Source organism: Lactobacillus sp. CBA3605 (assembly GCF_002970915.1).
Classification (GTDB): domain Bacteria; phylum Bacillota; class Bacilli; order Lactobacillales; family Lactobacillaceae; genus Lactiplantibacillus.
Window position 1 is genome coordinate 994,755 of record NZ_CP027190.1, and the last position, 22,479, is coordinate 1,017,233.

Consider the following 22,479-nt stretch of genomic DNA (forward strand, 5'->3'; position numbering starts at 1 on the left):
CAAAAAAGCACTTTGTTAAACAATGACGACGTCACTGCTTAGCAAAGCGCTTTTTAAATTCAACTTAGTCGGTCGTAATTTGCATCCGACCATGTCGTTTTGAATGGTATAAATTATGATCAACTCGATTATAAAAATCCGTTGGCGTTGCATCCGTCGTTGCTAACGTTGAGACACCGACTGAAATTGAAATCGGAATCTGTTGATTACCAAAGTTGACTGGTATGTGGTTAAGGGCACTAAAAATCTGTTGCACCACACTACGAGTACTTGCTAAATCGTAGCCTGGAAATAAAATATTGAATTCCTCGCCACCAGTTCGATACAACTTCACGCGCGGATTGTTCGCATCAATCACGGTTTGTACCACATCTGCCACCTGCTGCAAGACTCGATCACCGGCGAGATGTCCATAAGTATCGTTCACCTGCTTGAAATGATCAATATCAAACATCATCATTGACAGCTTTAAATGATTCTTGGCACTATCATCAAATAAATATTTAATTTCTCCCGTATAAGCAGCAAAATTTTCAGTTTGTGTTAAAGCGTCATGACTCGCATATTGAGCCAAACGTAGCTTAAACTGACTATCCCGAGTCAACATTGTGACGTAAGCATACAGTAAGATTTCAAAAATAACTAAATATAACCATTCCTGAAAAAAGATTGTCCAACTCAACTCAAACTTTAATTTCATCCATAGCCACAGGAGCCCGCCAAACGGGATGCCAACTAGCAGATAACTAGCCCAGGCATAGTGGCGATTTTGAAATCGAATTCGAATCTCGTTCAACACCAGGAAAAAAATGACTAACGTTAGGGCGTGGCCCCATGATTCCCAATAACCAATTGATTGATCGAAAATCATGTACACTACCACTACGGGAATTAACAAATAATACGGAATCCGAATATTTAGAAAATAGCCGCAAAAGATAATCGCAATGAGTTGAAAATTCATAAACTGCCAAGCAGTAGCTTGACCAACGATTAACGACTGCAACCCAAACACAAATACTAACATATAGATGACGCCATGCCATGAATTGACCACATCATCATCAACATTAATATGCTTGGCGTGAAACCACGATGTAATCCAGTTAAACAATACCCAGTACAGCGTAAAAACACCTAGGATAAAGAAAATACTGGTTACAAACGGTGGCACTTGCCAGTTAGACCATGTCATACTAAAGTCCTTCCTTATTGCCGACCATCACCAGTTGGTTGGTTTAAAGTTGTTGTCTCTTTAACTGCTAACTGCGGTTTTCCATAAAAATACCCTTGATGTAATTCAATGCCTAATTGTTGTGCCATCAACTGATCATGTTCATCTTCGACGCCTTCTAAGATCAAGTCGAGATGATATTGCTTAGCAATCGTCTGCCAAAAAGCTAACGCGGTTGGAATCTGATCAGCTTTCCCACTCATCCGCAAATTCTGCATGGCAAACTTAATCTGGTCAACAAATGGTAAAACAGCTTCAATATTATCAAACGTATTCGAACCAGTACCAACGTCGTCAATACTTAACTTAATCCCATGTTGATGAAAAAGCACACTATACTTTTGAATTTCTTTAACCGTTGGATTTTCAGTGAACTCAATGGTTAAGGCCGCTGGATTCAATCGTTTTTTTAGATAAATGATTGTCCCTAGCATTAACTTATCTTCAGTTTGTTCTCGATTTAAATTCAAAGCGAGGACTCGATTAGTTACCTTGGTTGCCAATTGACCCGCTAATTCTTCCAATAACCCAGCTTGTTTTTTTAAAGACAATTCTGTGAAAGTTGCCGGTATAGCCCACTTACCATGCGTTTCTTTGCGTAATAATAGTTCATAACCAAAGATTGATTGCTGACTCTGATCAACTTGTGGCTGGACAAAAAAGCGATACATCTTATTAAAGACCCCATTCCTAAAAATAATTTGTGTCAATCCGTATTAACGTTTTAGCACGCTATAAGTATAGCCTTTTATTCATTAAATATCGATACTAAATCAGCCAACCGCTCTAATTTCAAGCGCTAACCGGCATTTCCCAACCAGATTCCCATAAGATACGTCATTAACGCCGTTGCAACGCCCACCAAAATATTTCGCATAATAATCTTATGCACCGGAACCACCGTGTGACGCGCACTTACTGTGGCATTTAGGGTCAACGCCACGCCCATTGCCATCAATGTATTAATCAAGCGCCAGCTAGGCAGCGACAGACTAATTGCTGCTAAAGGAATCAACACTCCCAAAATAAAAGCAATTAGTGAGGTTGCGGCCGCATGCAGTGGATTTAAAACATCAATCGCATGTAAGCGGGTCTGCGCTTGGTGACCATCAGCTGGTTCCGTGGCTAACTGTAATTTCAACTGGCTTAATTGCACATCCTTTTGGGCGCTGACCGACACATATTCACCACCAGCCATCGAACAGGCGCCCGCAATCATTCCCGAAATGCCACTAATCAGTAGTGTGGTTGCACTCAAATCCGCTCCCACTGCGCCTAAGACAATCCCGGAAACTGAAATAATGCCATCGTTGGCCCCTAAAATCCCAGCTCGTAAGACATTTAACTGATCCCAAAAGTGATAATATCGACTTTGCCATTGCTTAATCCAGATTAACATTTGGATTAACCACCCTTCTAATCATTTTTTTTGCGAAAAAATAACGTCGATCCTGGTGACCCGACGCTACCATACCGCTTAACGCACCAGCTTATCCCAAATAACCACTTCATTACGGGCTAGTGATTGTGGCACATCAATAATTCGTTGATTCGCACTCCCGCGAAATTGGAGTGACAAATCCATTTGGTCTTTTAAAAAGCGACCGTCCACTAAAATATCGATTAACGACAACATTTTTAGTTTATCCGTAGAATCTTGTTGCAACTCATCCCAGGTGTAACCTGACCATGACCAGATATCTTTCGTGTGCCCGAATTCTTGCCGAATACGCTCACATATCCGAATACCAACTTGCGTATTCAAAAATGGTTCGCCACCTAACAACGTTAAGCCTTGCACATAATCCTGACTTAAATCGGTAATAATTTGCTGTTCTAGTTCCGCCGTATACGGTTGCCCATAATGAAAATTTTGAGCGGCCACATTATAGCAGCCTGGGCAACGAAACGGACAACCACTTAGATATAAGCTACAGCGGACCCCTTCACCATCAACGAAATTAAACGCTTTATAGTCCGCAACATATTGTTCACTTAGATCCTTCGCTAACCACTCTTTGGGCGTCGGATTGTTTGGTCCTTTCGTAACGTGCGGCATTTTTGATCATCTCCGGAGACATATTTTTTTGACGTGACGTAATCTCAACGTGGCGACCATGCACCATCGGCCGTTGTTGGGGATTACCTAAATAACCACAGGTCCGTTTTACCACGTCACACGTTTTAGGGTCATGATTACCACATTGTGGGCACACAAAACCCCGGGCCGTCGCCTTAAATTCCCCTTTAAACCCACATTCAAAACACTGGTCAATCGCCGTATTAGTGCCCAAATAACCAACATGATCATAGGCCCAATCCCAAACGGCTTCCAATGCTTTCGGATTTTGCGTGAGATTTGGATATTCACAGTAATGAATGAAGCCACCGGACGCATACTTGGGAAACCGTTCTTCTAATGTTAATTTATCGAAGGGAGTTGGATGTTTCCGGACATCATAATGAAAACTATTCGTATAATATTCCTTATCAGTCACATCTGGAATACGTCCAAACTTTAAAATATCATCGCGACAAAATGTATCTGTCAACGATTCAGCAGGCGTTGAATAGAGGCTATAGTGATAACCACTCGCTTGTGCCCATTGCTGGCACTTATCGCGTAACGCCTTGACAACCTTTTCAGCAAAAGCTAAGGCAGCCGAATCTTGCTCCCAATCTGGGCCAAAAAAAGTGGTACAAACTTCATAAATACCAATGTATCCCAGTGAAATTGTCGCGCGTTCATTTTTGAACAATTCATCCACGGCCTCGCCTGGCTGAAGCCGCTTGCCGAAAGCACCATACATATAGAGTAAGGGGGCATTTTCAGGCTGGGCTTCCTTGGTCCGCTCAATTCGATAGGCTAACGCTTGATGACACGTTGCCATCCGCTCTTCGAAAATCTCCCAAAATAACGTTTGGTCCCCATGAGCTGATAAGGCAATCCGCGGTAAATTAACGGTCACCACGCCCAAATTCATCCGCCCTGAGTTCACTTCGACCCCATTTTCATCCCGCCAACCTTGTAAAAAAGAGCGGCAACCCATTGGCGTTTTGAAGCTGCCAGTCAGGGCCTTGATTTTGTCATACATTAATAAATCAGGATACATACGCTTGGTTGCACATTCAATCGCTAAAGTTTTAATATCATAATTTGGATCGGTTGGATCGAGGTTCAATCCACGTTTAACCGTAAAAATCAGCTTTGGGAAAATCGCCGTTCGCTGCTCTTTACCCAACCCTTTAATACGGATTTTAAGAATAGCCGTTTGAATTTCACGTTCAATCCAACTGGTCCCCAAGCCAAAGTTGACTGTCGTAAATGGGGTTTGACCTTGTGATGAATACAATGTATTAATTTCATATTCCAAGGCTTGCATCGCATCATAAATATCTTTTTTAGTTTTAGTTTTGGCATAATCAGCACGTTGATCCGCAGTAACCCACTGTTCTGCATCAGCTAAATGTTTTTGATAATTAATTGCCGCAAAAGGAGCTAATAACTGATCAACCCGGTTTGCTGAACAACCACCATATTGTAATGAGGCCACGTTAGCAATGATTTGGGCCATCTGTGCGGTCGCCGTTTGAATAGAACGCGGTGAGGCAACTTCGGCATTCCCAATTTTATAACCATTTTTAAACATGCCATCAAAATCTATTAAGCAACAGTTCGTTTCTGGGGTTACTGGTGAATAATCCAAGTCATGCCAATGCAAATCCCCACGCAAATGCGCTTTAGCAACTATATCAGGTAACATTTTGAGCCCAATCGCGCGACTAGCAGCCCCTGCTTCTAGGTCCCGTTGCGTGTTAAACACGTTACTATCCTTATTCGCATTTTCATGAACCACATTGGCGTCACGACTGAATAGCTGTTCAATGCGATCCCGCACATTCGTGGCCGCAGAAAATCGGGCTTGTTCCGCAATAAAATAATCTTGATAAGCTTTAGCAGCCGTCGATAAAGCCAAATCCTGTAGAATTTGAATCAACGCTGGTCGTAATTCACGTGTTTCAATGACCGTGGCTGTCCGATAATGTGTGACTAACGCTTGCCGCACCGCTTGTCGATCAGCTTCAGCTGGTAATAATTGTGCTAAAACATAATTTAATTTATAAGGGTGAAATTTAGTTTGCGTCCCACCACGTTTAATAACCGGTAATTCTCGTAACTGATCTAAACTAGTTGCTGTTGCCCTTGCTTCCATACCCAATCCCCCACTTTATTTAAAAATAAGCCATTTAAGCCAAGTCACCGCTACCAGTTGCAGTGGTCTGAATTCATTTACCATACTATATATAGTAGCTCATTTTAATTAGCCTGCCTATAGGTCCCCTGACTGTTTAGGTCGTCCACCTCGCATTAAACGGGAAACTAACAACGTTATGCCGACCAATAAATAACTCACATTTTTGTTTTATATGGCTTAACTTATATAATCGGAATATTTATTTCAAGACATCAACCATTGCTCACAATCGTATGACTACAACGTTTTATCCAAGTAACCTTCGACCCATTTCATCACAATCAATCGTCTAAAATTGAAAAGGTCTCGATTCAATCGATTTAAAATGGGTTGTCCAAAGTCAGCCACGACGTTTTTTAACAAAAAATCATTGTAATCGGTTTAATTTTTTACTATAAAGCATGGCCTATTGGTTCCACTTCCTGCAAGCTTCCTTTATAATGAAAATCAAGAGAGAAAAAGTTCCTAATTGTCGGGATTAGGACTTTGGAGGAGATTATCATGAGAAATTTACGGGGAATGTTGGGGTTAACTTTACTACTAACATTGGGGTTAGCTGGTTGTCAGTCGACAGCCAGCAAGTCTTTCCATGCAGCACCCAAGGCCGTCCAAACCACGACCAAGGTCAATGCAGTTAACAAAGTACAAACTAACGATTACTTAGGACGCTGGGTCAGCCCTTCCGATCAAGTGGCATTATACCTAACTTCAAAAAAACAATTGGCCTTTTTTCAAGCCAACCACCCTACGATTAAGGGCGGGTTTACGTTAAAGCTCGCTGGTAACAACCAAGCTAACTTAACGCAACTCAAGTTTGGCTCAGCTAACTTAAACCTCACTAACGCGACGAGTATGATTTTAAAACGCGGCAATACAACGATTCAGTTAACAAAAGATTCCGGTTGGAGTCCACAACATAATGTGATTCCAACCGATTCAAAAACAGCGCTACAAACGACGGCCTTAGCAGCCCCTGCGGCATTAAAGCCAGAATACTAACACAAAAAGAGTGCCCAAACCTTGTCACCTTTACTGGCAGACACTAAATAATCGCTGCAAGAATTTGTACGACTAATTCTTGCAGCGATTATTTTTTTATCAGACCGATTAGTTAATTAGAACTTAATCGCATGTTTTTCTAATTCATATACCGTAACTGCGGCTGTCGTTTCGGCATCGGTCATTAGACTTAAGTTCGCCGCATCCGCATAAAATCTTTCGGTGAAGGTACGCTCACCATTATTCACAAAGATTTCAACTGAACTCGTATCTACGTACAACTGTAAGCTGAGCGTGTCAGTCACTTGCAACGGTGCTGTGCGTTCGGGATCAGCGCCCGTTCGATTTAAAACAAGTTGACCCATTTGCTGATTGTATTTCAGTGTCAGAATTGGTCGCTTCAGCGTATCTTGCAAGCTAATTTCAACTTGATTAATGGCCGCCATATCGATTTCAAGCTGTGCCTCATATTGTTTTAGCCCGGCACTAATCAGTTGGGGGGCCTTAACCGGTTTTGTTTGGGCGACAACTTGCTTGACTCTAAGTTGGTCCAGTTCCTTAATCGGTCGCATTTGTAGGCGATTATTTTGATAAACTAATTCTCTTGGTAAGGTCAACGCGCCAGCCCAGCCATCTGCGCTTTCAGGCATGGCACTTTCCCACATCGCCATCCAACCAATCACCAATCGGCGATTATCTGGTGTCAACATCGTTTGTGTCGCATAAAAATCATGTCCGTTATCTAATTCAGTAAACTGACCACGTTTAAACGTATTATCATGATACTGATACTTTCCCACTAAATAACCCGTTTCGTGTAAATTTTTAAACTGATTAGCGGTCGCCTCGATACCTTGTGGTGACATCAGTAAGACGTCATCGTCACCTAATCTGAAGAAATCTGGGCATTCCCACATCCGACCTTCTTGACTAGCGGCTTTTGATTGCGCCGTGACCCCAATATAATGCCAATCAATTAAATTTTCCGATTGATACAAGAGAACCCGACCAATTTGGTCATTATTTTGGCTGCCTAGGATTAAATACCAATGGCCATTATTGTACCAAACTTTAGGATCACGGAAATGTTGCGTATTATCTTGGGGTGCCTGCGCAATAATTGGATTATGCGCATATTTCTTAAAATGAATCCCATCTTCACTAATTGCCAAATTTTGATTTTGCCAAAAATGTTCAGCATCGCCATCATCATAGTAGTGATGACCCGTATAAATTAAATACATTTTATTATCATGCACAACGGCACTCCCTGAAAAACAACCATCTTGATCTTCTGGATCACCCGGGGTTAACGCAATTGGTAACGTCTCCCAATGCGCTAAATCACGGCTACGGGCATGCCCCCAGTGCATTGGTCCCCACTTAGCATCGTTCGGGTAATGTTGATAAAAAATGTGATAATAGCCTTGAAAATAGCAAAAGCCATTAGGATCATTAATCCAACCAGCTGGTGCCATAATATGGTAGCCTAATCGGTAACGCGTATTTGTTAATTGAATTTTTTCAGTCATTAGTTTTCCCTTCTAGTTGGCCAATCGTTGGCGTTGCTCTAAACGCATTGACGTTTTGATCTAGCTTAACTTGCGTGGCACTCCCAGAATCAAGCACCGTATTAGACACCGCGGCTTTTTCAACCAAGACCGTCGTCACTGTCAATGAAGTGGCGGTTTCAGTCGTCAACAAGGCATCGACCTGTGAGTTAAACGCTGAATCACCACTTGCTGTCTGGACCGCAGTCGCCACCACATTATTAGTGGCAACATAATTATGACTGCCCGTGATTAATCGAATAATAACGGGCGTTACGCCAATCGGTCGTAAGTATTCGGGTGCCATACTTTCTGAAAAATGATTGCCAATAATCGAATTATTATGACCACTAATCATTAACAGTCCCGCCGCATCAGTCAAGCCATTATTATGACGCTGCATCGGTTTCCAAGGTTCGCGATCATGTAAGAAATGATTGGCCGTAATCAGATTTTCTGAACTGTCCTGACTCAAGACTACCATCCCCGGATAAAACGCATGTAAGATATTATTCGAGAGTAATGACCGAGTCACCCCTTCAAAATAGATGGTACTGGCGCCACGTGGGAAGATATTATTAGCTGTCACCAACAGTTGACCAAAATTTTGGGCATAGAGTGAATAGCCTTTAAAGCCCGCGCCCATTAAATTATCGGTCACCTTCGAGGCTTGTCCCCAGCCCCGCAATTCAATACAATTGCCACATTCAGCAATAAAATTATCATGGATTGTTAAGGCATCCGCATGATAGATTGTCAGACCATGCTCTAAATAAACTAAGCCCATCTCAGTAATTCGAAATGAATCTTGGGCACTAGCCACATAAATCCCAGTTTTGCCATTTGTATACGTATTTTCCGGGTTAGGTTCATCTGAACCATCATCAACAAAGCTCACACCATCAATACAAAAATTTGAAAATTCGACTGAACTAATTCTGGGATTGCCCTCACGAGCCACATAGAATGCCGCATTATTCGCCTCAGTGTCATCACTAGTTGGCACCAAATCGACAAGAATTCGACTACCACCCGGCCATAATTCATGCAAATCGCCCCAATCGGCCTGTGGAACGTTATACCGAATACTTGAAGATGTGAATCCATGCCCTGACCCGACAATTTTTAGAAAGCTAATATCAATAACAACTTGTGTCTTCAAATGATAATCTGCTGGCGGCAAGTAGATCACGGCGCCAGGTTTACCACCGTTATTGCTGTTAGTATCGGTTTGGTGACTTTTAATATCGGCAATAATGCTGTTAATCACGGCACCAATATCCGTATACGGATTGCCAATTGCCCATTTAGTCACATCATAATAAGTTGTATTAGTCATAATTCCTCCTAATGATTGCGGTTATTTAATCGCTGCTGTTTTTAAATCTGCTCGGATGGTTGCTTCATTTTTCTCATACTTTGCGTAGAAGAACATTGGAATAGCCGCCATTATAAACAAGAGCGCTGGCAACCACACAAAGCTAATGTTAATTCCTAATAAGGAGCGTTGATCCTGAATATGATTCGGGATATAACCAAAGAATTGCATCACCTTCGATGGAATAAAGCCCCCAATCCCGCTACCAGCCTTGACACAAAAAGCGCTTCCAATTGAGGTTAAAAACCCACTAGCACGAATGCCATTCTTCCATTGACCAAAATCAACCGCATCGGCTAACATTAGGAATGGCATCGCAGCTGCAACCCCAGTTCCAATCGAACCAATACAATACAGGATAACCACCGCTACTTGGTTACGACCGACAACTTGAAACAACATATTGGCACCGGCCGCAACGAATAAGGCACTGATAAAGACTGTTCTTTTATTGGTTTTCTTAACAAATAGTGGAATCAGAATCATCCCAATAACCGCTACCGCTGATAGCCCACCGGCAATTGGAATCAAACCTTTAGCCTGGATATTATATTGAAAGTAATAAATCATGCCTGAACTTCTAACCGTTGTCCCAATCCAATAAAACAAATTAGTAATGACAATTAAAATCCACGGCCAGTTACTTTTAGTTGCGCTGACACTCTGTTTGAGTGAAATTGATTTAACCGCAACCGTATTAACTTCTCGTAAATTATAAAAGGCCAGTAAAAACGACAAGATTGAAAAGCCACCTAAAATTAATAACGTGTATGAAAAGCCTTTCCGATCATTGCCTTGGCCCAATAATTGAACCAGCGGTAAAACAATACTATTCGCAATCAATAAGCCTAAATTGCCACCAACCATGCGGTAGGAGTTCAGCTTTGTGCGTTGTTCTGGATCACGGGTCAAATTAGGTAAAATCGACGTCATCGGCGTGCTAATCCCAGTATATAAAATCCCCGATACCACATAAGTTAACGCAGCGTAAATAATCTTATTCGTCCCGGTTAAGCTAGGTGTCGTGAAAGTTAACCAAGTAAAAATAGCGAATGGGACACATAACCATAAAAAGTAAGGTCGACTTTGTCCCCAGCGGGTATGTGTATGATCGATTAAGAATCCCCATACCGGGGCATCAATCATATCCAAACATCTCGTCACTAGCAAAATAGTGCCGGCAACCCCAATGCCAATCCCAAAAACATCGGTATAAAAGTATAGCAAGTACGTACTAATACTGACAAATAACAAGTTGCCACCAAAATCTGTTAGTGAATAGCTTAGTTTTCGAAACAGCGGTATTTCTTCTTCAGTTTGATTAACTTCTAAATCGACTTCTGCTTTCATTTCTATCTACTCCACTCTATTGACACTGACAAAATCAGCCACACGAACCTTTAAATTAAGTCTTAAGTTACAACTATCGCTAAGTACTTTATGTTAACCGGTTGACATAAAGTGATAAAAAAATAAGTCCTTACAAAAATCATTGTAAGCACTTACAGACATTCTGTCAACCGGTTACTATCTTTTTTTAAACCGTACGACCACGCCAAAGTTTTACTGGCAGTTTCTCATCTTGACCAGCATCGGCATTTTCAATCCGGGCAATGAGCCGATCAACCGCTAGGGCCGCCATTTCGTTAACCGGTTGCACGATAGTGGTCAAATTGGGCAATAAAATCCGCGTGGTTTCAGCGCCATCGTAACCCACAATCTTTAAATCTTTAGGAATCTGATAACCTAACTGTTGCGCAATCTCGATGGCTTGCGCCGCATCCATATCATTTGACATAAATAAGCCATCTAGCTTGGGCTGTGCCTTAAAAATAGTTTTAATGAATTGCGCTTTTTGTTCATAACTCAGATTAAATGCCATGGTATAGGTGATTGGTTCTAAGCCATGTTTATGCATGGTATCTTCATATGCCTGCCGCCGCTGTTGCGCTGGTGACTTCAAGCTTTTAGGCCCATTCGTATGCACAATCACTTGCGCCCCATGCTCAATTAACAACTCCGTGGCTAACGTCCCGCCTTGATAATTATCTGAAGAAATCACTGGGATATCTTGATTCATAATACGATCAATCGCAACAATTGGTAAATTAGTCTGCTCATACTCTCGAATTCCCTGATTATGAGCCCCGACGATTAACCCATCAACCTGATGGGCCATTAAATCTTGTAAATAATCTTGTTCTTTTTCAGCATCATTCATCGAATCGCCGATTAAGACTTTAAACCCTTTGTTAAATAATCTTTTTTCCATTTCTGAAACTAATTGACCAAAAAAAGGATTATTGACGGTTGGAAAAATCAACCCCACTAATTTAGTCTGTTGTTTAAATAATTGCCGCGCTAAAACATTAGGGTGATAATTTAAGTCATCCATCGCATCATAAACTTTTTTTATGGTTTTTTCACTCAAGTAGCCGCGTTTGTTCAACACTCTTGAAACCGTTGTCTTTGATACCCCGGCTACTCTTGCAACATCATCTATTTTTGCTCTCATTACGTCACCCATATCGTTTTATAACTAGGTTAATTATATCAGAATACCCCCTTTATGCAATTTCTAACATCAATTTCCATTTGACATAAAATTTGAATAACTGTATTATGTAAAAAAATGAAAACGATTTCTTTTCGTTTAAGGAGCGATGACTTTGTTAGTAGGTAGTATTGAAGCTGGCGGAACAAAATTTGTGTGTGCGATTGGTGACGAAGACTATCGTATCAAGGATAGCATTCATTTTCCAACCACAACTCCCGCTGAAACTTTGCAAAAAGCAATTGATTATTTCAAACAATTTAAGATTGAAGCGTTAGGCGTGGCTTCATTCGGACCAATCGAATTACGCAAGAATTCACCCAAGTACGGCTATATCACGTCCACCCCTAAACCCGGTTGGCAAGATACGAATTTCATTGGGACATTAAAAAAACATTTTGATATTCCAATGTTTTGGACCACAGACGTGAACGGCTCCGCTTATGGCGAATATGTGATGTCGACGTTGGCTAATGAGAAAATCAGTTCATTGGTTTATTACACAATTGGTACCGGGGTCGGCGCTGGCGCCATCTCAGATGGTAAATTCGTTGGCACAACTGGTCATCCTGAAATGGGTCACACTTTCTTAAAGCATCATCCAGATGATTTAGACTTTAAAGGGATTTGCCCATTTCATGGTGACTGTTTAGAAGGCTTAGTTGCTGGTCCAACGTTTGATGCGCGTTTAGGTCGTCCGGGTAAAGATGTGCCCCTAACTGACCACGTTTGGGATATTATGGCCTATTACGTGGCCCAAGCTGCGATTCAAGCCACCTTAATTCTACGACCAGATAAGATTGTTTTCGGTGGTGGCGTAGTTAGCGAAGCATTCTTAACCAAAGTGCGGGCACAATTTAAGACCCTTTTAAACGATTACGTGACCGTCCCAGCTTTGGACACTTACATCACAATGCCAGTCATCAAAGCCAACGGTTCTGCAACGCTCGGTGACTTTGCTTTAGCCATCCGTGAATTACAAGATTAATCTGATAACCAGTAAAAGCCGGTCAAACTAGTGACAAATTTCATCACTCACTTGACCGGCTTTTAGAGTATCCAAATTTAATTAAAATATGCAACAAATAAGCGTTCGTACAGGTGAATAAAGTCCAAATACATCTGTTTATCCACACATTCGTTGACTTGATGGGGCGTCATATTGCCGGGACCAAACATGATAAATGGAAAATCATGGGGCTTGTCCTTTAGCAGGTTAGACGCATCCGTTACCGCTGGAATAGCAACTTTAGGAATTGGCGCACCAGCATAGGTTGCCCCCACTTCAGCCGCTAAATCACTCAACTTAGAATCCCGTGGTGCGGCCACTGGATTTTGTGACATAAAGACTGTCAAAGTTAACTGAGCGCCTGTCGCATTCTGCTGCTCGACTAACTTTTGTAACAAGGCAATCGCCGTCGCATTATCAAATTCAGGAATAGACCGAATATTGATTTCAGCAGTCGCCGTCGCCGGAATCGAGTTGACCTGATTACCACCGTTGACGATTGTCGTATTGAAAACCAAATCGCCTAATAACTCACTATGCCGATCACTTTCGTGAAAAGCATGTTTTGCCTGATAGAGCACTTCAATCAACGGGTCTAGGGCATTATAGCCTTGTTCCGGCATCGAACTATGCGCTGTTTTACCAGCCGAATCGATACGAACGTCAATCGACCCCTTGTGGGCAAACGCAATGTTATACCCCGAAGGTTCCCCGATTAACAAGGCATCCACATCCTGCATCGTTCCTTGTTCATAAAATAACTGCGACCCAGTTTCACCGATTTCTTCAGCGACAGTCGCCATTAAACGAATACGGCCAGTCGTTAACGTCTGGGCGGCCTCAATCTCAATCATCGCAATCACCATTGCCGCTAGGCCAGACTTCATGTCGGTTGCGCCGCGACCATAGAGTTGTCCCTGCCGTTCCGTTAATTCAAATGGATCCGTATCCCACTGGTCTAAATCCCCCGGCGTCACAACGTCCATATGACCAGAAACCCCTAATACTGGACCTTGCGTCCCAATTTCGGCCACGAGGTTGCTTCGAGTTGGACTTGACGGCATTAAAGTCGCCTTAATCCCATGATCAGCCAATAACCGTTGTAAGTAAGTCGCCACGGTCGTTTCATGATCGTTCACCGACTTAATCCGCACTAAGTCAGCAAAAATTTTAATTTTATCTTCATCACTAAATACTGCCATTTGCTCACCTTCCCTATAGTAACTAGTGTAACTTATTTCAAGTTAAGGTAGGGCAAATTAGGCTTTATCCGTTGCACTTTTAGGTAACATTTTATCAGAAAAGCCAAAGCAATAGACCAAAACGGTCGCAATAATCAAGGTCCCGTAATGTGAAATCAAATAACCATAGAAGTTGGGACCAATACCTACGCCGGGTGTAATAAACGCTGGAAAACCAATCAATGCGCCCGATAATGCATAGTTATTAACCCGGAGCAAGCCGGTGAGTAATCCACCTAACGCCCCCGCAATGCTGGCAACGACAAAGACGCGTTTATACTTTAAGTTAACCCCATACAAGGCCGGTTCAGTAACCCCACAAAAAGCAGAAATTGCAGCCGCAATTGAGATTTCACGTAGATGTTTATTCCGCGTTTTCAAAAAGACCGCTAACGAAGCGCCCCCTTGAGCAACCATTGTAATCGACAAAATCGCATTCACATAACTATGACCATTCGTCGCAATGTCGTTAATGACAATTGGGATCAACGCCCAATGCAAGCCGAAGATGACCATGGTCTGATAGAGTCCCCCAATCAGTAACCCTGAGAGGGCGGGACTAAAGTTGTAAACTGCAATAATCGCATTTGCTAATCCAGCACTAATGACCGTAATAATTGGCCCAATGCCGACTAGAATCACTAAGCTCAAGACAAGCGCCTCCAGAATTGGCACGAACACGCTCCGTAAATACAACGGAATAATTTTCTTTAATCCCCGTTCAACATACTTACCCAACCAAGCGGCAATGATAATTGGAAAAACGGACGCTGAATAACTCACCAAATGCGTCGGTAACGTTAAAAAACTAATTTCAGCAGTCGCCGCTTTACCAGCCGCTGTGATAATCGTGGGATAAATCAGAATACTCCCCACAATTGCGAGCACAATTGGATCTGAACCTAACTTTTTGGCCGCCGTAAAACCTAAAATTACCGGTAAAAAGTAAAAAATAGCATCGCCGACTGCATTTAAGACTAGGTAGGTGCCACTAGTCGTACTTAATAGTTTAAACCCAGTCAATGCTGCCAAAATCCCTTTCAAAATCCCGGAACCAGCCAAAATCCCAATCACCGGAATCATTGAAGCCGTCATCACACCAATCATTGCGCCAAATTGATGTTGGCCCCACGATAACCAATTCTGTGACCCTGGAGCAGGGCTAGTCGCCGCCACAGCTGCTTTAGTTGCGGCTGTATCGGCATACTGTGGCCCTAATTGCGCAATGACTTCATCATAGACATCATTAACTGCGGGACCAATCACCACTTGATATTGACCACCGGCCTTAGCAACATCAATCACGCCAGTTAACCCTTGAATCACAGCTGTATTGGCTAACTTTTCGTCTTTTAAATAAAATCGTAACCGCGTAATACAATGAATCAAGCTATTAACGTTGTCAGCGCCACCCACATTTTCAATGATGGCCTGCGCTAACTCGACATACTTACCCTGACCTTTGACTTTAGCCGTAGTGGGCTTGGCCGTCGAGGCAAGCTGACTGGTCACCATCGCAATCGGCTGACCAGCTTTTACAGTTGGGTCGCCGGCCGTTAAGAACAACTGGGCGGCTCGATCCGTGGCATTCGTCAACACCGTAATGACCGTCACGGCTTTACCAGCTTGCCGAATGGCCGCTAAATCCATCGTAACTAATGGTTGCCCGACCGTTACCTGGGCACCCATCGCAACCGTCACTGTATATGGTGCACCCCTTAATTCAACCGTATCAATCCCTAAATGCAATAAGACCTCTAAACCCGTTGCCGTGCGAATTCCAATCGCATGTTTCGTTTCAGCAACTAGCATAACTTCACCAGTCACCGGGGCTAAAATCTGACCATCCTGTGGTTCAATCCCGAAACCGGGCCCCATTAACCCTTGCGAAAAGACCGGGTCATCAATTGCTTTTAACGCTAGTAACTGGCCAGTTACTGGTGCTTGCATTGTTATTTGTTCTAACTTAGCCGTCAATTGTTACTCCTCCTCAATCATGCGTGCATCCGGTTACATTTACAATCAAAAAAATGATAATAAGTCATTCAAACGAATGAGTTATTATTTTAAATGACGCACCAACCAGTACCCAATGTTAGTCAGCTTTAGTCATTGGGACAAGTCTACCAAATGTTAGCGCTTAATTGAAGTATAAGGACATGTTAAGTCTGGTAATTAACGAACAAACAGCAAAAAAGACCCGAGCTAAGGCACTCGCGTCTTGATTGATATCACGATTATTAAGTTAGTCATCCGCTGCTTTGGCTTTTTCAACCTTGGTTTCATACCACCCAAAGAGACGCTGGAAATTTCCTAACGCCGTTTCAAATGAGAATGAAAATAACAGGAGCAGACATGGCAGATACTGAATCAAGTAACGACTCCGACCACCTTCAAATAGCAGTAGGAACATAAACCCACCGACCATAGCTAATCGCAACAGCTGAATAACATCCCGCCGTGGCCCAAAGCCTAACGCAATGGTCACCAGCAAAACAATCCACCATAACTGGGCAGCAAAACGAAAATCTGCGATATGCCGGCCATACAAGTAAATATAATTTTTCAGCTTATTACTGATACCTTGATTAGTTGGCTTTTGGTTCTCACGGAAGAAATGGCCTTCCCGCAACCAGCCAAAGGTCCCATCAGCGGTATTATTCCGTTGTTTCATGACTAAAAACTTCAAATAGCCCAACCCGCCCAATTTCTTTAAGCGAGTGGTCAACATCTTAATTGAATAATCCGTTTTTTGCTTTTCAGTTGGCAGGACAGCCATTTTAATGGCTTGCTTTTCGCTATAGCCACCTTCACCATAAACCCCCATCGCCATAAAATGAATCGCTGGAATCGACCGCGACTTATCCAACTTAATGTAAGTCTGATGCTGAATTTTGTCATTGACAATCTTATACGTGGCCGCACCACTATCACCAACTAAGACAATCATCGCTAACATTAACAAGACCCCTTGGGCTGTAAAATGTCGTTTCTGAATCAGCCAAGCTAACGCTTCAATAATCACAATCGCAATAACCGGGATAATGGAAGATGGCTTCATGAAGTACGTTAAGATGACACTAATCCCAAAGCCAACGGCGGCACCACCGCGCGCTGCAAACGGCATCGTCTTTTTCCGCATGATAAAGTAGCAAAGTAAGTAAAATGAAACTAACGGTAACCCCCAAGCATCCGTGTAAGGCATGATAATACTTGGAAAAACGGCTAACCAACCGCAATGAATATATATGGCCGCCCCAACGGCGCGACGTTGCACCACAGCCACACTTAGTAAGTTAAACACCGCTGACAGATCTACAAAGAACAACGTGACAAAATCAAAGAATTCCCACGAAGTTTGCCCCGTTAATTCGGTAAGCCAATGCATAAATAGCATAATTGGCATATTATTTTGGTTTAAACTGTAATATGCAGTAACACCGGTCTCTTGAACATGCTTCGCACTAGTCGCCGCATAATGCAACATACCGGCATCAAAACCACTCACCGGATGCACGTAATAGACAAAGAAAATCTGACCAATGAGAATGGCCACCAACATGAAACTCCCCGTCAGTAATTGATGGGTTATAAAAACATGCCGAAACCAACTATTAAACCACGGATAAGCATAATTCATCACAATAATCACGATAATCGTAATCACCAAACTGGTAGTGACCATCGTCGTACTCGTCCCAAAGGTGGGGTTATCCCCAATAATAATATTAGTCGAGGTCAACGCAAAAAAGAGGGTCAGAAAAAACAAGACCCGCCAGAAAATATTAATCACGGTATGACTGAAATTATAGAATCTAAGCATTTGATTGTCCTTGTTGAGTTTGATCCGCCTGAACTTCTTCAGCCGGTAAGTTTCGTTCCGTAACATCAATACAAAATGACCGCGTTGGCGAATCACTGACTTCAATCCGTAAGAGCATCGCACCATTAGCCCGTAAAATTTCGTCAATTTTATCAAAAAGATATTCAGTCACATTTTCAACGGTTGGATTAATCACTTCAAAGGCTGGCAAATCGTTCAAATACTTCCCAGACAATTCATCAATGGCGCCATGCAACGACTTTTCAATGTCAAAAAAGGAAACCATCCCTTCAAAAGCGTGCAATTCACAAATCACTTCCCAAGTATGGTTATGCTTTTTCCCGGTTCCAGACTTCCAACGAACCGCATGACTAGCATTGACGTATGATTTAATTTTGTATGACCGTTGTTTGACCATGAATTATTTTCCTTTCCGATCTTTTTGACGGCGTGTTTTCGCAGTCTCAACGTCATCTTTGAGCACGTCAGTCAACTGTTGCATCTCATCATTAATCCCACGTAGCTTCCACGACGCCTTGGTCGTCATGGCATTGATAATCCCAATTAACCGAATCCATGAACAGATTAACGTATAGACTGGGAGGGTAAAAATCACCCACCACAAGTGCAAATAATATCGTCGCTCTTGCTGATAACGACGTAACAAGACCCCAACACTAATGAAATTAACCAAAGCGACAAACACATACAAGAAATAAATTAACACATACGACAGCAACATAATAATTGAAGAATAACCAAACGCAATCAAAACTACGCTGGCAAAAGTCCAAATCATTTTCGGAAAACTAAACGTATGGTCAATCATCATCCGCCGCACTAAAAAATTATTAAAGAACTTTTTCAAGCTGGCCGATTTGGCCATATAGTTATGCGCGACTTCCATTTCGCCTCGTTGCCAGCGTTGACGCTGCGTATACAACTCAGACAATCCCGAAATCGGCTCCACATAGAAGATGGCATCCGCACAGATGATCACCTTTTTACCCAAACGCGTTCTAATCTGGAAAGTCATATCGGTATCTTCACCAATCGTATCAATATCATATAAGAAAGTCTCCATTAGGACTTCGCGGCGAAACGCTGAAAACGCGCCGGACATTGTAAATAATTGATCACGTGATGATTCGATAGTGCGCCCAGATAAAAAGGCTTGCGCATATTCGTAATACTCATTTTTAGCAATAATGCGGTGCCACCAACCCTTAACACCGTCAACTAGGTCGGATTTAGGCAAAATAGCCCCCGTCATCGCCGCAATACTCAGATCATTTTCAAACCGTAAAACCATCTCTTCAACCGCATGGGGTTCCAAAACACCGTCACTATCAATATTAATCACATAGGTGCCAATACTTTCATAAATAGCGGTATTGAGCGCTTTAGCCTTCCCGTTATCGGTATTAACATAGCGTAAAATGAGTTCTGGAAATGTATTTTGAGCGCGCGCATAAGCCCCGAAGCTATCATCTGTGCTTTGATTATTGGCTAGCACAATCTGCATGGCATCTTTGGGATAAGTTTGATTGTTAATTGACCGAATACACTCAAACAACGTATCTTCTGAATTATAGACCGGTACAATAATCGTGACCCATGGCCATTTACCAGGCGGCGTTAGCTTGGGCTCATGTAGATGCGAATGCAGTAACTTAATCGTTGACGTGATCGCTGGAATAATTTCAACAACGATCGGAATCAGTGCCCATGTAATCCAGAAACCCATTCTGGTCAATGCTAAATTAATCCAGTACATCACAGTTTAACGTGCCTCCAATCCAGAAATTCGCGATAAATACCGCGGGCCAATTGGGAGTAAGTGAAGACATTGTAATACAATGCGATGACCAGCACATAAAATACCAACCGACCAATCACAGAGTGGGCTAAAAAGAACGTGTCACCCCCGCCAAAATGCACAATGGTAATCACAACAATCAGCCGTAAAACATTGATTAAATAAATGTAAACCACGCCAAATAAAGCATAGAATACTTTTTCTTTCCGCTGATACATCGGGAAGAAGACCACTAAGGCCACAAAAGCACAGGTTTCAATAATGCCGGAACATTCATAATCAATCGACATAATAACGGGATTATGCCCGTTATTGATATAAACCAGGCCGGATTTAAACATGACGTTACACCAGTGCGTCACCAGTGCAAAGCCATTGACACCATGAATCACTGCATGCGTGAATAGCCAAACCCAATAAGGTCGACTTAACGCTGATAAAATAAAGAAAAGTCCGGCGCTGCCGACAATAAAGAAGAAAGCAGACAACCGGGCTCGCTGTAGCACTGATAGCACGTACAGCCATACTACCGTTCCCAGTAGGATATATACGTTCATTAACATCAGTCCTATATCATATTACTTGTTAAAATTTTTCATTAAACTTATTTACTACTAATCCGAGGCCCTTGGCCCTTAAATCCATTTTTCTTGAATTTAACATAACCAATACCTGCGATGAAGACCCCAATCCCAGATAACAAGATTGGTCCCGTTGACCCACCGGCGACAGTTACTTTTTCACTACCGATATTGGGATTATACATGGTAATCGTTTGGCCGGTCATCGTTGAGATATTGAACTTACTAAGGTTAACTTTGAATTCGGCAACACTATGACTGCCATCATTTGAGATATATCCAGTCCCCACGGTGCCATATTGACTACCTTCGTTCCACTTACCACCAGTGAAACTAATCGCTTTAGACTCGCCGGAACTAACGTTACTAGGGATATTATTAGACCAGACATAGTAATTCTGACCACCGATATCAAAGTTGTAGTCGCCATAACCAGGAACGGTACCATTCTTCATCTTAACGTAAACATAAACATAGTTACCGTCACTAACCATGGCAGTATAACCGTTATAACCTTCTGTCAAGGTCATATTTTTCCAGTCTGAAAACTTACCATCAATCGTAATGTTAGCATTGTCGTTATCGTTATTAGCATTGGCGTCCGTCGTGGTCGTGTCTTTAGAACTTGAATCGCTCTTATCTGTGACGACACCGGCACTTGACGTTGCACTACTACTTGTACTGTTGGCACTAGTTGTGCTTGTGCTACTCGAGGCAGTACTGCTACTACTGCTCGTGGCACTACTGCTATCAGTCGAAGCCGCAACTGAGGCAACGGTCGTCGTAACTGCCGAACTCCCAATATTAGGGTTAGTCATCGCAACTTTTTCACCCGCTGTTAAATCAGAAATATCAAACTTACTGAGATCGACCTTAAATTCGGCAAAATTGTTTTTGCCGTCATTATAAACATAGCCGGTCCCAACCGTACCGTATTGCGTGCCTTCATTCCATTTACCACCAGTAAAGGTCACTTGTTTGGATTCACCCGAGCTCACGCTACTAGGAATATTATTAGACCAAACATAGTACTGCTTACCACCAATGGTAAAGTTATAGTCCCCATACCCTGGGACGTTACCGTTCTTCATCTTAACGTAGACATCAACTGATTGCCCATCACTGACCATGGCGGTATAACCGTTATAGCCTTCTGTTAAACTAACACCTGACCAATCCGAAAACTTACCATCAATGGTGACATTCGAACTGGTGCTGTTAGCACTAGTTGTGGCAGCTGCACTTGCGCTTGTTGGCATCATCAAAGTGACCGTACTAGTTAATCCTAGCATGGCTGCACCTACCATCATTACTGTCCGTAATTTCATACTGTCAGCTTCCCTCCAAAAAACCAATTTAGCCTTTAAAACCTGAATTTATTCAGGTTAAACCGTTTTAACAGTTTAACTATCTTAACGTTTTACTATCTTAGTTATGCTAACACAAATTTTAGGCTTTTAACATAACTAATTAGCCTTACCACTACATTTTATTATACTAGCTTCTGTCCAAATTGGCGAACAATAGTTTTGATAATTTCCAGAACTTGCGTTAGCGCCTGAATGGTCGCTATAATAGCCTTAAAAGTAATCGTTTTAGGAGGCTGCTCATGATTAAACCCATCGTACATGACCCAACTGCTTTAACCCAAACCGCGGTGCCTGCCAAGCCAACCGATTTGGCCGTCGTGACTGATTTATTGGATACCCTCCAAGCTCACAGTGCTGATTGTGTGGGCATGGCCGCCAACATGATTGGCGTCAACAAACAAATTATCGTGGTTCAAATGGGCCCCTTTGCTATGGCCATGCTTAATCCGGTTATCCTTAAACATACCGGCGCTTACGCAACCAATGAAGGCTGCTTATCTTTGACTGGTGAACGGCCAACGACACGTCACCATCAAATTACCGTTAAATTCTGGGACCGCCACTTCAAGCCCCAGCAACAAACTTTTAATGACTTCACAGCTGAAATCATTCAACACGAAATTGACCATTGTGCTGGTATCTTAATCTAAATCGTTAGGACCGAT

18 protein-coding genes and 1 pseudogene are annotated in these 22,479 nt (G+C 42.4%); 3 read left to right on the forward strand and 16 right to left on the reverse strand.

Features of this window, described 5'->3' with window-relative positions:
• Positions 1-64: 64 nt before the first annotated feature.
• The 5 genes from C5Z25_RS04915 to nrdD form a co-directional block, all read right to left on the reverse strand.
• Positions 65-1,195: a GGDEF domain-containing protein gene (locus C5Z25_RS04915; protein ID WP_105451611.1), complete on the reverse strand. Its 1,131-nt coding sequence runs from the start codon at positions 1,193-1,195 to the stop codon at positions 65-67.
• Positions 1,196-1,209: 14 nt separating this feature from the next.
• Entirely contained in the window at positions 1,210-1,905 is a 696-nt protein-coding gene (locus C5Z25_RS04920) for an EAL domain-containing protein (protein WP_105451612.1), read from the reverse strand.
• A 128-nt stretch (positions 1,906-2,033) separates the two neighbouring features.
• Positions 2,034-2,633, reverse strand: a complete 600-nt coding sequence (locus C5Z25_RS04925; protein ID WP_105451613.1) for a VIT1/CCC1 transporter family protein — start codon at positions 2,631-2,633, stop codon at positions 2,034-2,036.
• Between the two features lie 78 nt (positions 2,634-2,711).
• Positions 2,712-3,293, reverse strand: a complete 582-nt coding sequence (gene nrdG / locus C5Z25_RS04930; protein ID WP_105451614.1) for an anaerobic ribonucleoside-triphosphate reductase activating protein — start codon at positions 3,291-3,293, stop codon at positions 2,712-2,714.
• Entirely contained in the window at positions 3,226-5,448 is a 2,223-nt protein-coding gene (gene nrdD, locus C5Z25_RS04935) for an anaerobic ribonucleoside-triphosphate reductase (protein ID WP_105451615.1), read from the reverse strand. Before nrdD ends, nrdG begins: the two co-directional genes overlap by 68 nt.
• Before the next feature lie 543 nt (positions 5,449-5,991).
• On the opposite strand from nrdD, the gene C5Z25_RS04940 reads away from it, so the two are divergent.
• The gene (locus C5Z25_RS04940; RefSeq protein WP_105451616.1) at positions 5,992-6,489 is read left to right on the forward strand and encodes a hypothetical protein; all 498 of its coding nucleotides are present in this window, start codon (positions 5,992-5,994) and stop codon (positions 6,487-6,489) included.
• A gap of 116 nt (positions 6,490-6,605) precedes the next feature.
• Here the strand turns inward: C5Z25_RS04940 and C5Z25_RS04945 are convergent, their stop codons facing one another.
• The 4 genes from C5Z25_RS04945 to C5Z25_RS04960 form a co-directional block, all read right to left on the reverse strand.
• A complete protein-coding gene (locus tag C5Z25_RS04945; RefSeq protein WP_105451617.1) occupies positions 6,606-8,021 on the reverse strand; it encodes a glycoside hydrolase family 32 protein in 1,416 nt (471 codons plus the stop codon).
• The gene (locus C5Z25_RS04950; RefSeq protein WP_105451618.1) at positions 8,014-9,378 is read right to left on the reverse strand and encodes a right-handed parallel beta-helix repeat-containing protein; all 1,365 of its coding nucleotides are present in this window, start codon (positions 9,376-9,378) and stop codon (positions 8,014-8,016) included. The genes C5Z25_RS04945 and C5Z25_RS04950 overlap by 8 nt, the downstream gene beginning before the upstream one ends.
• Positions 9,379-9,399: 21 nt before the next feature.
• A complete protein-coding gene (locus C5Z25_RS04955; RefSeq protein WP_105451619.1) occupies positions 9,400-10,767 on the reverse strand; it encodes a glycoside-pentoside-hexuronide (GPH):cation symporter in 1,368 nt (455 codons plus the stop codon).
• 187 nt (positions 10,768-10,954) lie between these two features.
• A complete protein-coding gene (locus tag C5Z25_RS04960; protein ID WP_105452842.1) occupies positions 10,955-11,932 on the reverse strand; it encodes a LacI family DNA-binding transcriptional regulator in 978 nt (325 codons plus the stop codon).
• A gap of 154 nt (positions 11,933-12,086) precedes the next feature.
• Between C5Z25_RS04960 and scrK the strand changes: the two genes are divergently transcribed.
• A complete protein-coding gene (scrK, locus tag C5Z25_RS04965; protein WP_105451620.1) occupies positions 12,087-12,959 on the forward strand; it encodes a fructokinase ScrK in 873 nt (290 codons plus the stop codon).
• 77 nt (positions 12,960-13,036) lie between these two features.
• Here scrK and C5Z25_RS04970 read toward each other — a convergent pair whose 3' ends face one another.
• The 7 genes and pseudogenes from C5Z25_RS04970 to C5Z25_RS05000 form a co-directional block, all read right to left on the reverse strand.
• Positions 13,037-14,182, reverse strand: a complete 1,146-nt coding sequence (locus C5Z25_RS04970; RefSeq protein WP_105451621.1) for an ArgE/DapE family deacylase — start codon at positions 14,180-14,182, stop codon at positions 13,037-13,039.
• A gap of 57 nt (positions 14,183-14,239) precedes the next feature.
• A complete protein-coding gene (locus C5Z25_RS04975; RefSeq protein ID WP_105452843.1) occupies positions 14,240-16,171 on the reverse strand; it encodes a PTS sugar transporter subunit IIABC in 1,932 nt (643 codons plus the stop codon).
• A gap of 295 nt (positions 16,172-16,466) precedes the next feature.
• Complete coding sequence (locus C5Z25_RS04980) at positions 16,467-18,044, reverse strand: TIGR03766 family XrtG-associated glycosyltransferase (protein ID WP_105451622.1); 1,578 nt, start codon at positions 18,042-18,044, stop codon at positions 16,467-16,469.
• Between the two features lie 55 nt (positions 18,045-18,099).
• Positions 18,100-18,462, reverse strand: a pseudogene (locus C5Z25_RS04985) (6-carboxytetrahydropterin synthase); the annotation flags it as partial.
• A gap of 3 nt (positions 18,463-18,465) precedes the next feature.
• A complete protein-coding gene (locus tag C5Z25_RS04990; protein ID WP_105451624.1) occupies positions 18,466-19,821 on the reverse strand; it encodes a TIGR03111 family XrtG-associated glycosyltransferase in 1,356 nt (451 codons plus the stop codon).
• A complete protein-coding gene (xrtG, locus tag C5Z25_RS04995; protein ID WP_105451625.1) occupies positions 19,821-20,420 on the reverse strand; it encodes an exosortase family protein XrtG in 600 nt (199 codons plus the stop codon). The genes C5Z25_RS04990 and xrtG overlap by 1 nt, the downstream gene beginning before the upstream one ends.
• A gap of 47 nt (positions 20,421-20,467) precedes the next feature.
• Positions 20,468-21,772 carry a Firmicu-CTERM sorting domain-containing protein gene (locus tag C5Z25_RS05000; protein WP_105451626.1) on the reverse strand — a complete coding sequence of 435 codons (1,305 nt, stop codon included), beginning with the start codon at positions 21,770-21,772 and terminating at the stop codon, positions 20,468-20,470.
• 281 nt (positions 21,773-22,053) lie between these two features.
• On the opposite strand from C5Z25_RS05000, the gene C5Z25_RS05005 reads away from it, so the two are divergent.
• Positions 22,054-22,464, forward strand: coding sequence for a peptide deformylase (locus C5Z25_RS05005; RefSeq protein WP_105451627.1), 411 nt, complete (start codon positions 22,054-22,056; stop codon positions 22,462-22,464).
• Positions 22,465-22,479: the final 15 nt, after the last annotated feature.

Excerpts from the sequence above, each read along its gene's own strand:
- C5Z25_RS04945 (WP_105451617.1), bottom strand. The coding sequence starts at position 8,021 with ATGACTGAAAAAATTCAATTAACAAATACGCGTTACCGATTAGGCTAC.
- C5Z25_RS05000 (WP_105451626.1), bottom strand. The coding sequence starts at position 21,772 with ATGAAATTACGGACAGTAATGATGGTAGGTGCAGCCATGCTAGGATTA.
- xrtG (WP_105451625.1), bottom strand. The coding sequence starts at position 20,420 with ATGAACGTATATATCCTACTGGGAACGGTAGTATGGCTGTACGTGCTA.
- C5Z25_RS04990 (WP_105451624.1), bottom strand. The coding sequence starts at position 19,821 with ATGTACTGGATTAATTTAGCATTGACCAGAATGGGTTTCTGGATTACA.
- C5Z25_RS05005 (WP_105451627.1), top strand. The coding sequence starts at position 22,054 with ATGATTAAACCCATCGTACATGACCCAACTGCTTTAACCCAAACCGCG.
- C5Z25_RS04925 (WP_105451613.1), bottom strand. The coding sequence starts at position 2,633 with ATGTTAATCTGGATTAAGCAATGGCAAAGTCGATATTATCACTTTTGG.
- C5Z25_RS04950 (WP_105451618.1), bottom strand. The coding sequence starts at position 9,378 with ATGACTAATACAACTTATTATGATGTGACTAAATGGGCAATTGGCAAT.
- nrdG (WP_105451614.1), bottom strand. The coding sequence starts at position 3,293 with ATGCCGCACGTTACGAAAGGACCAAACAATCCGACGCCCAAAGAGTGG.
- C5Z25_RS04940 (WP_105451616.1), top strand. The coding sequence starts at position 5,992 with ATGAGAAATTTACGGGGAATGTTGGGGTTAACTTTACTACTAACATTG.
- C5Z25_RS04980 (WP_105451622.1), bottom strand. The coding sequence starts at position 18,044 with ATGCTTAGATTCTATAATTTCAGTCATACCGTGATTAATATTTTCTGG.
- C5Z25_RS04920 (WP_105451612.1), bottom strand. The coding sequence starts at position 1,905 with ATGTATCGCTTTTTTGTCCAGCCACAAGTTGATCAGAGTCAGCAATCA.
- C5Z25_RS04975 (WP_105452843.1), bottom strand. The coding sequence starts at position 16,171 with ATGCAAGCACCAGTAACTGGCCAGTTACTAGCGTTAAAAGCAATTGAT.
- nrdD (WP_105451615.1), bottom strand. The coding sequence starts at position 5,448 with ATGGAAGCAAGGGCAACAGCAACTAGTTTAGATCAGTTACGAGAATTA.
- C5Z25_RS04955 (WP_105451619.1), bottom strand. The coding sequence starts at position 10,767 with ATGAAAGCAGAAGTCGATTTAGAAGTTAATCAAACTGAAGAAGAAATA.
- C5Z25_RS04960 (WP_105452842.1), bottom strand. The coding sequence starts at position 11,932 with ATGAGAGCAAAAATAGATGATGTTGCAAGAGTAGCCGGGGTATCAAAG.
- C5Z25_RS04970 (WP_105451621.1), bottom strand. The coding sequence starts at position 14,182 with ATGGCAGTATTTAGTGATGAAGATAAAATTAAAATTTTTGCTGACTTA.
- C5Z25_RS04915 (WP_105451611.1), bottom strand. The coding sequence starts at position 1,195 with ATGACATGGTCTAACTGGCAAGTGCCACCGTTTGTAACCAGTATTTTC.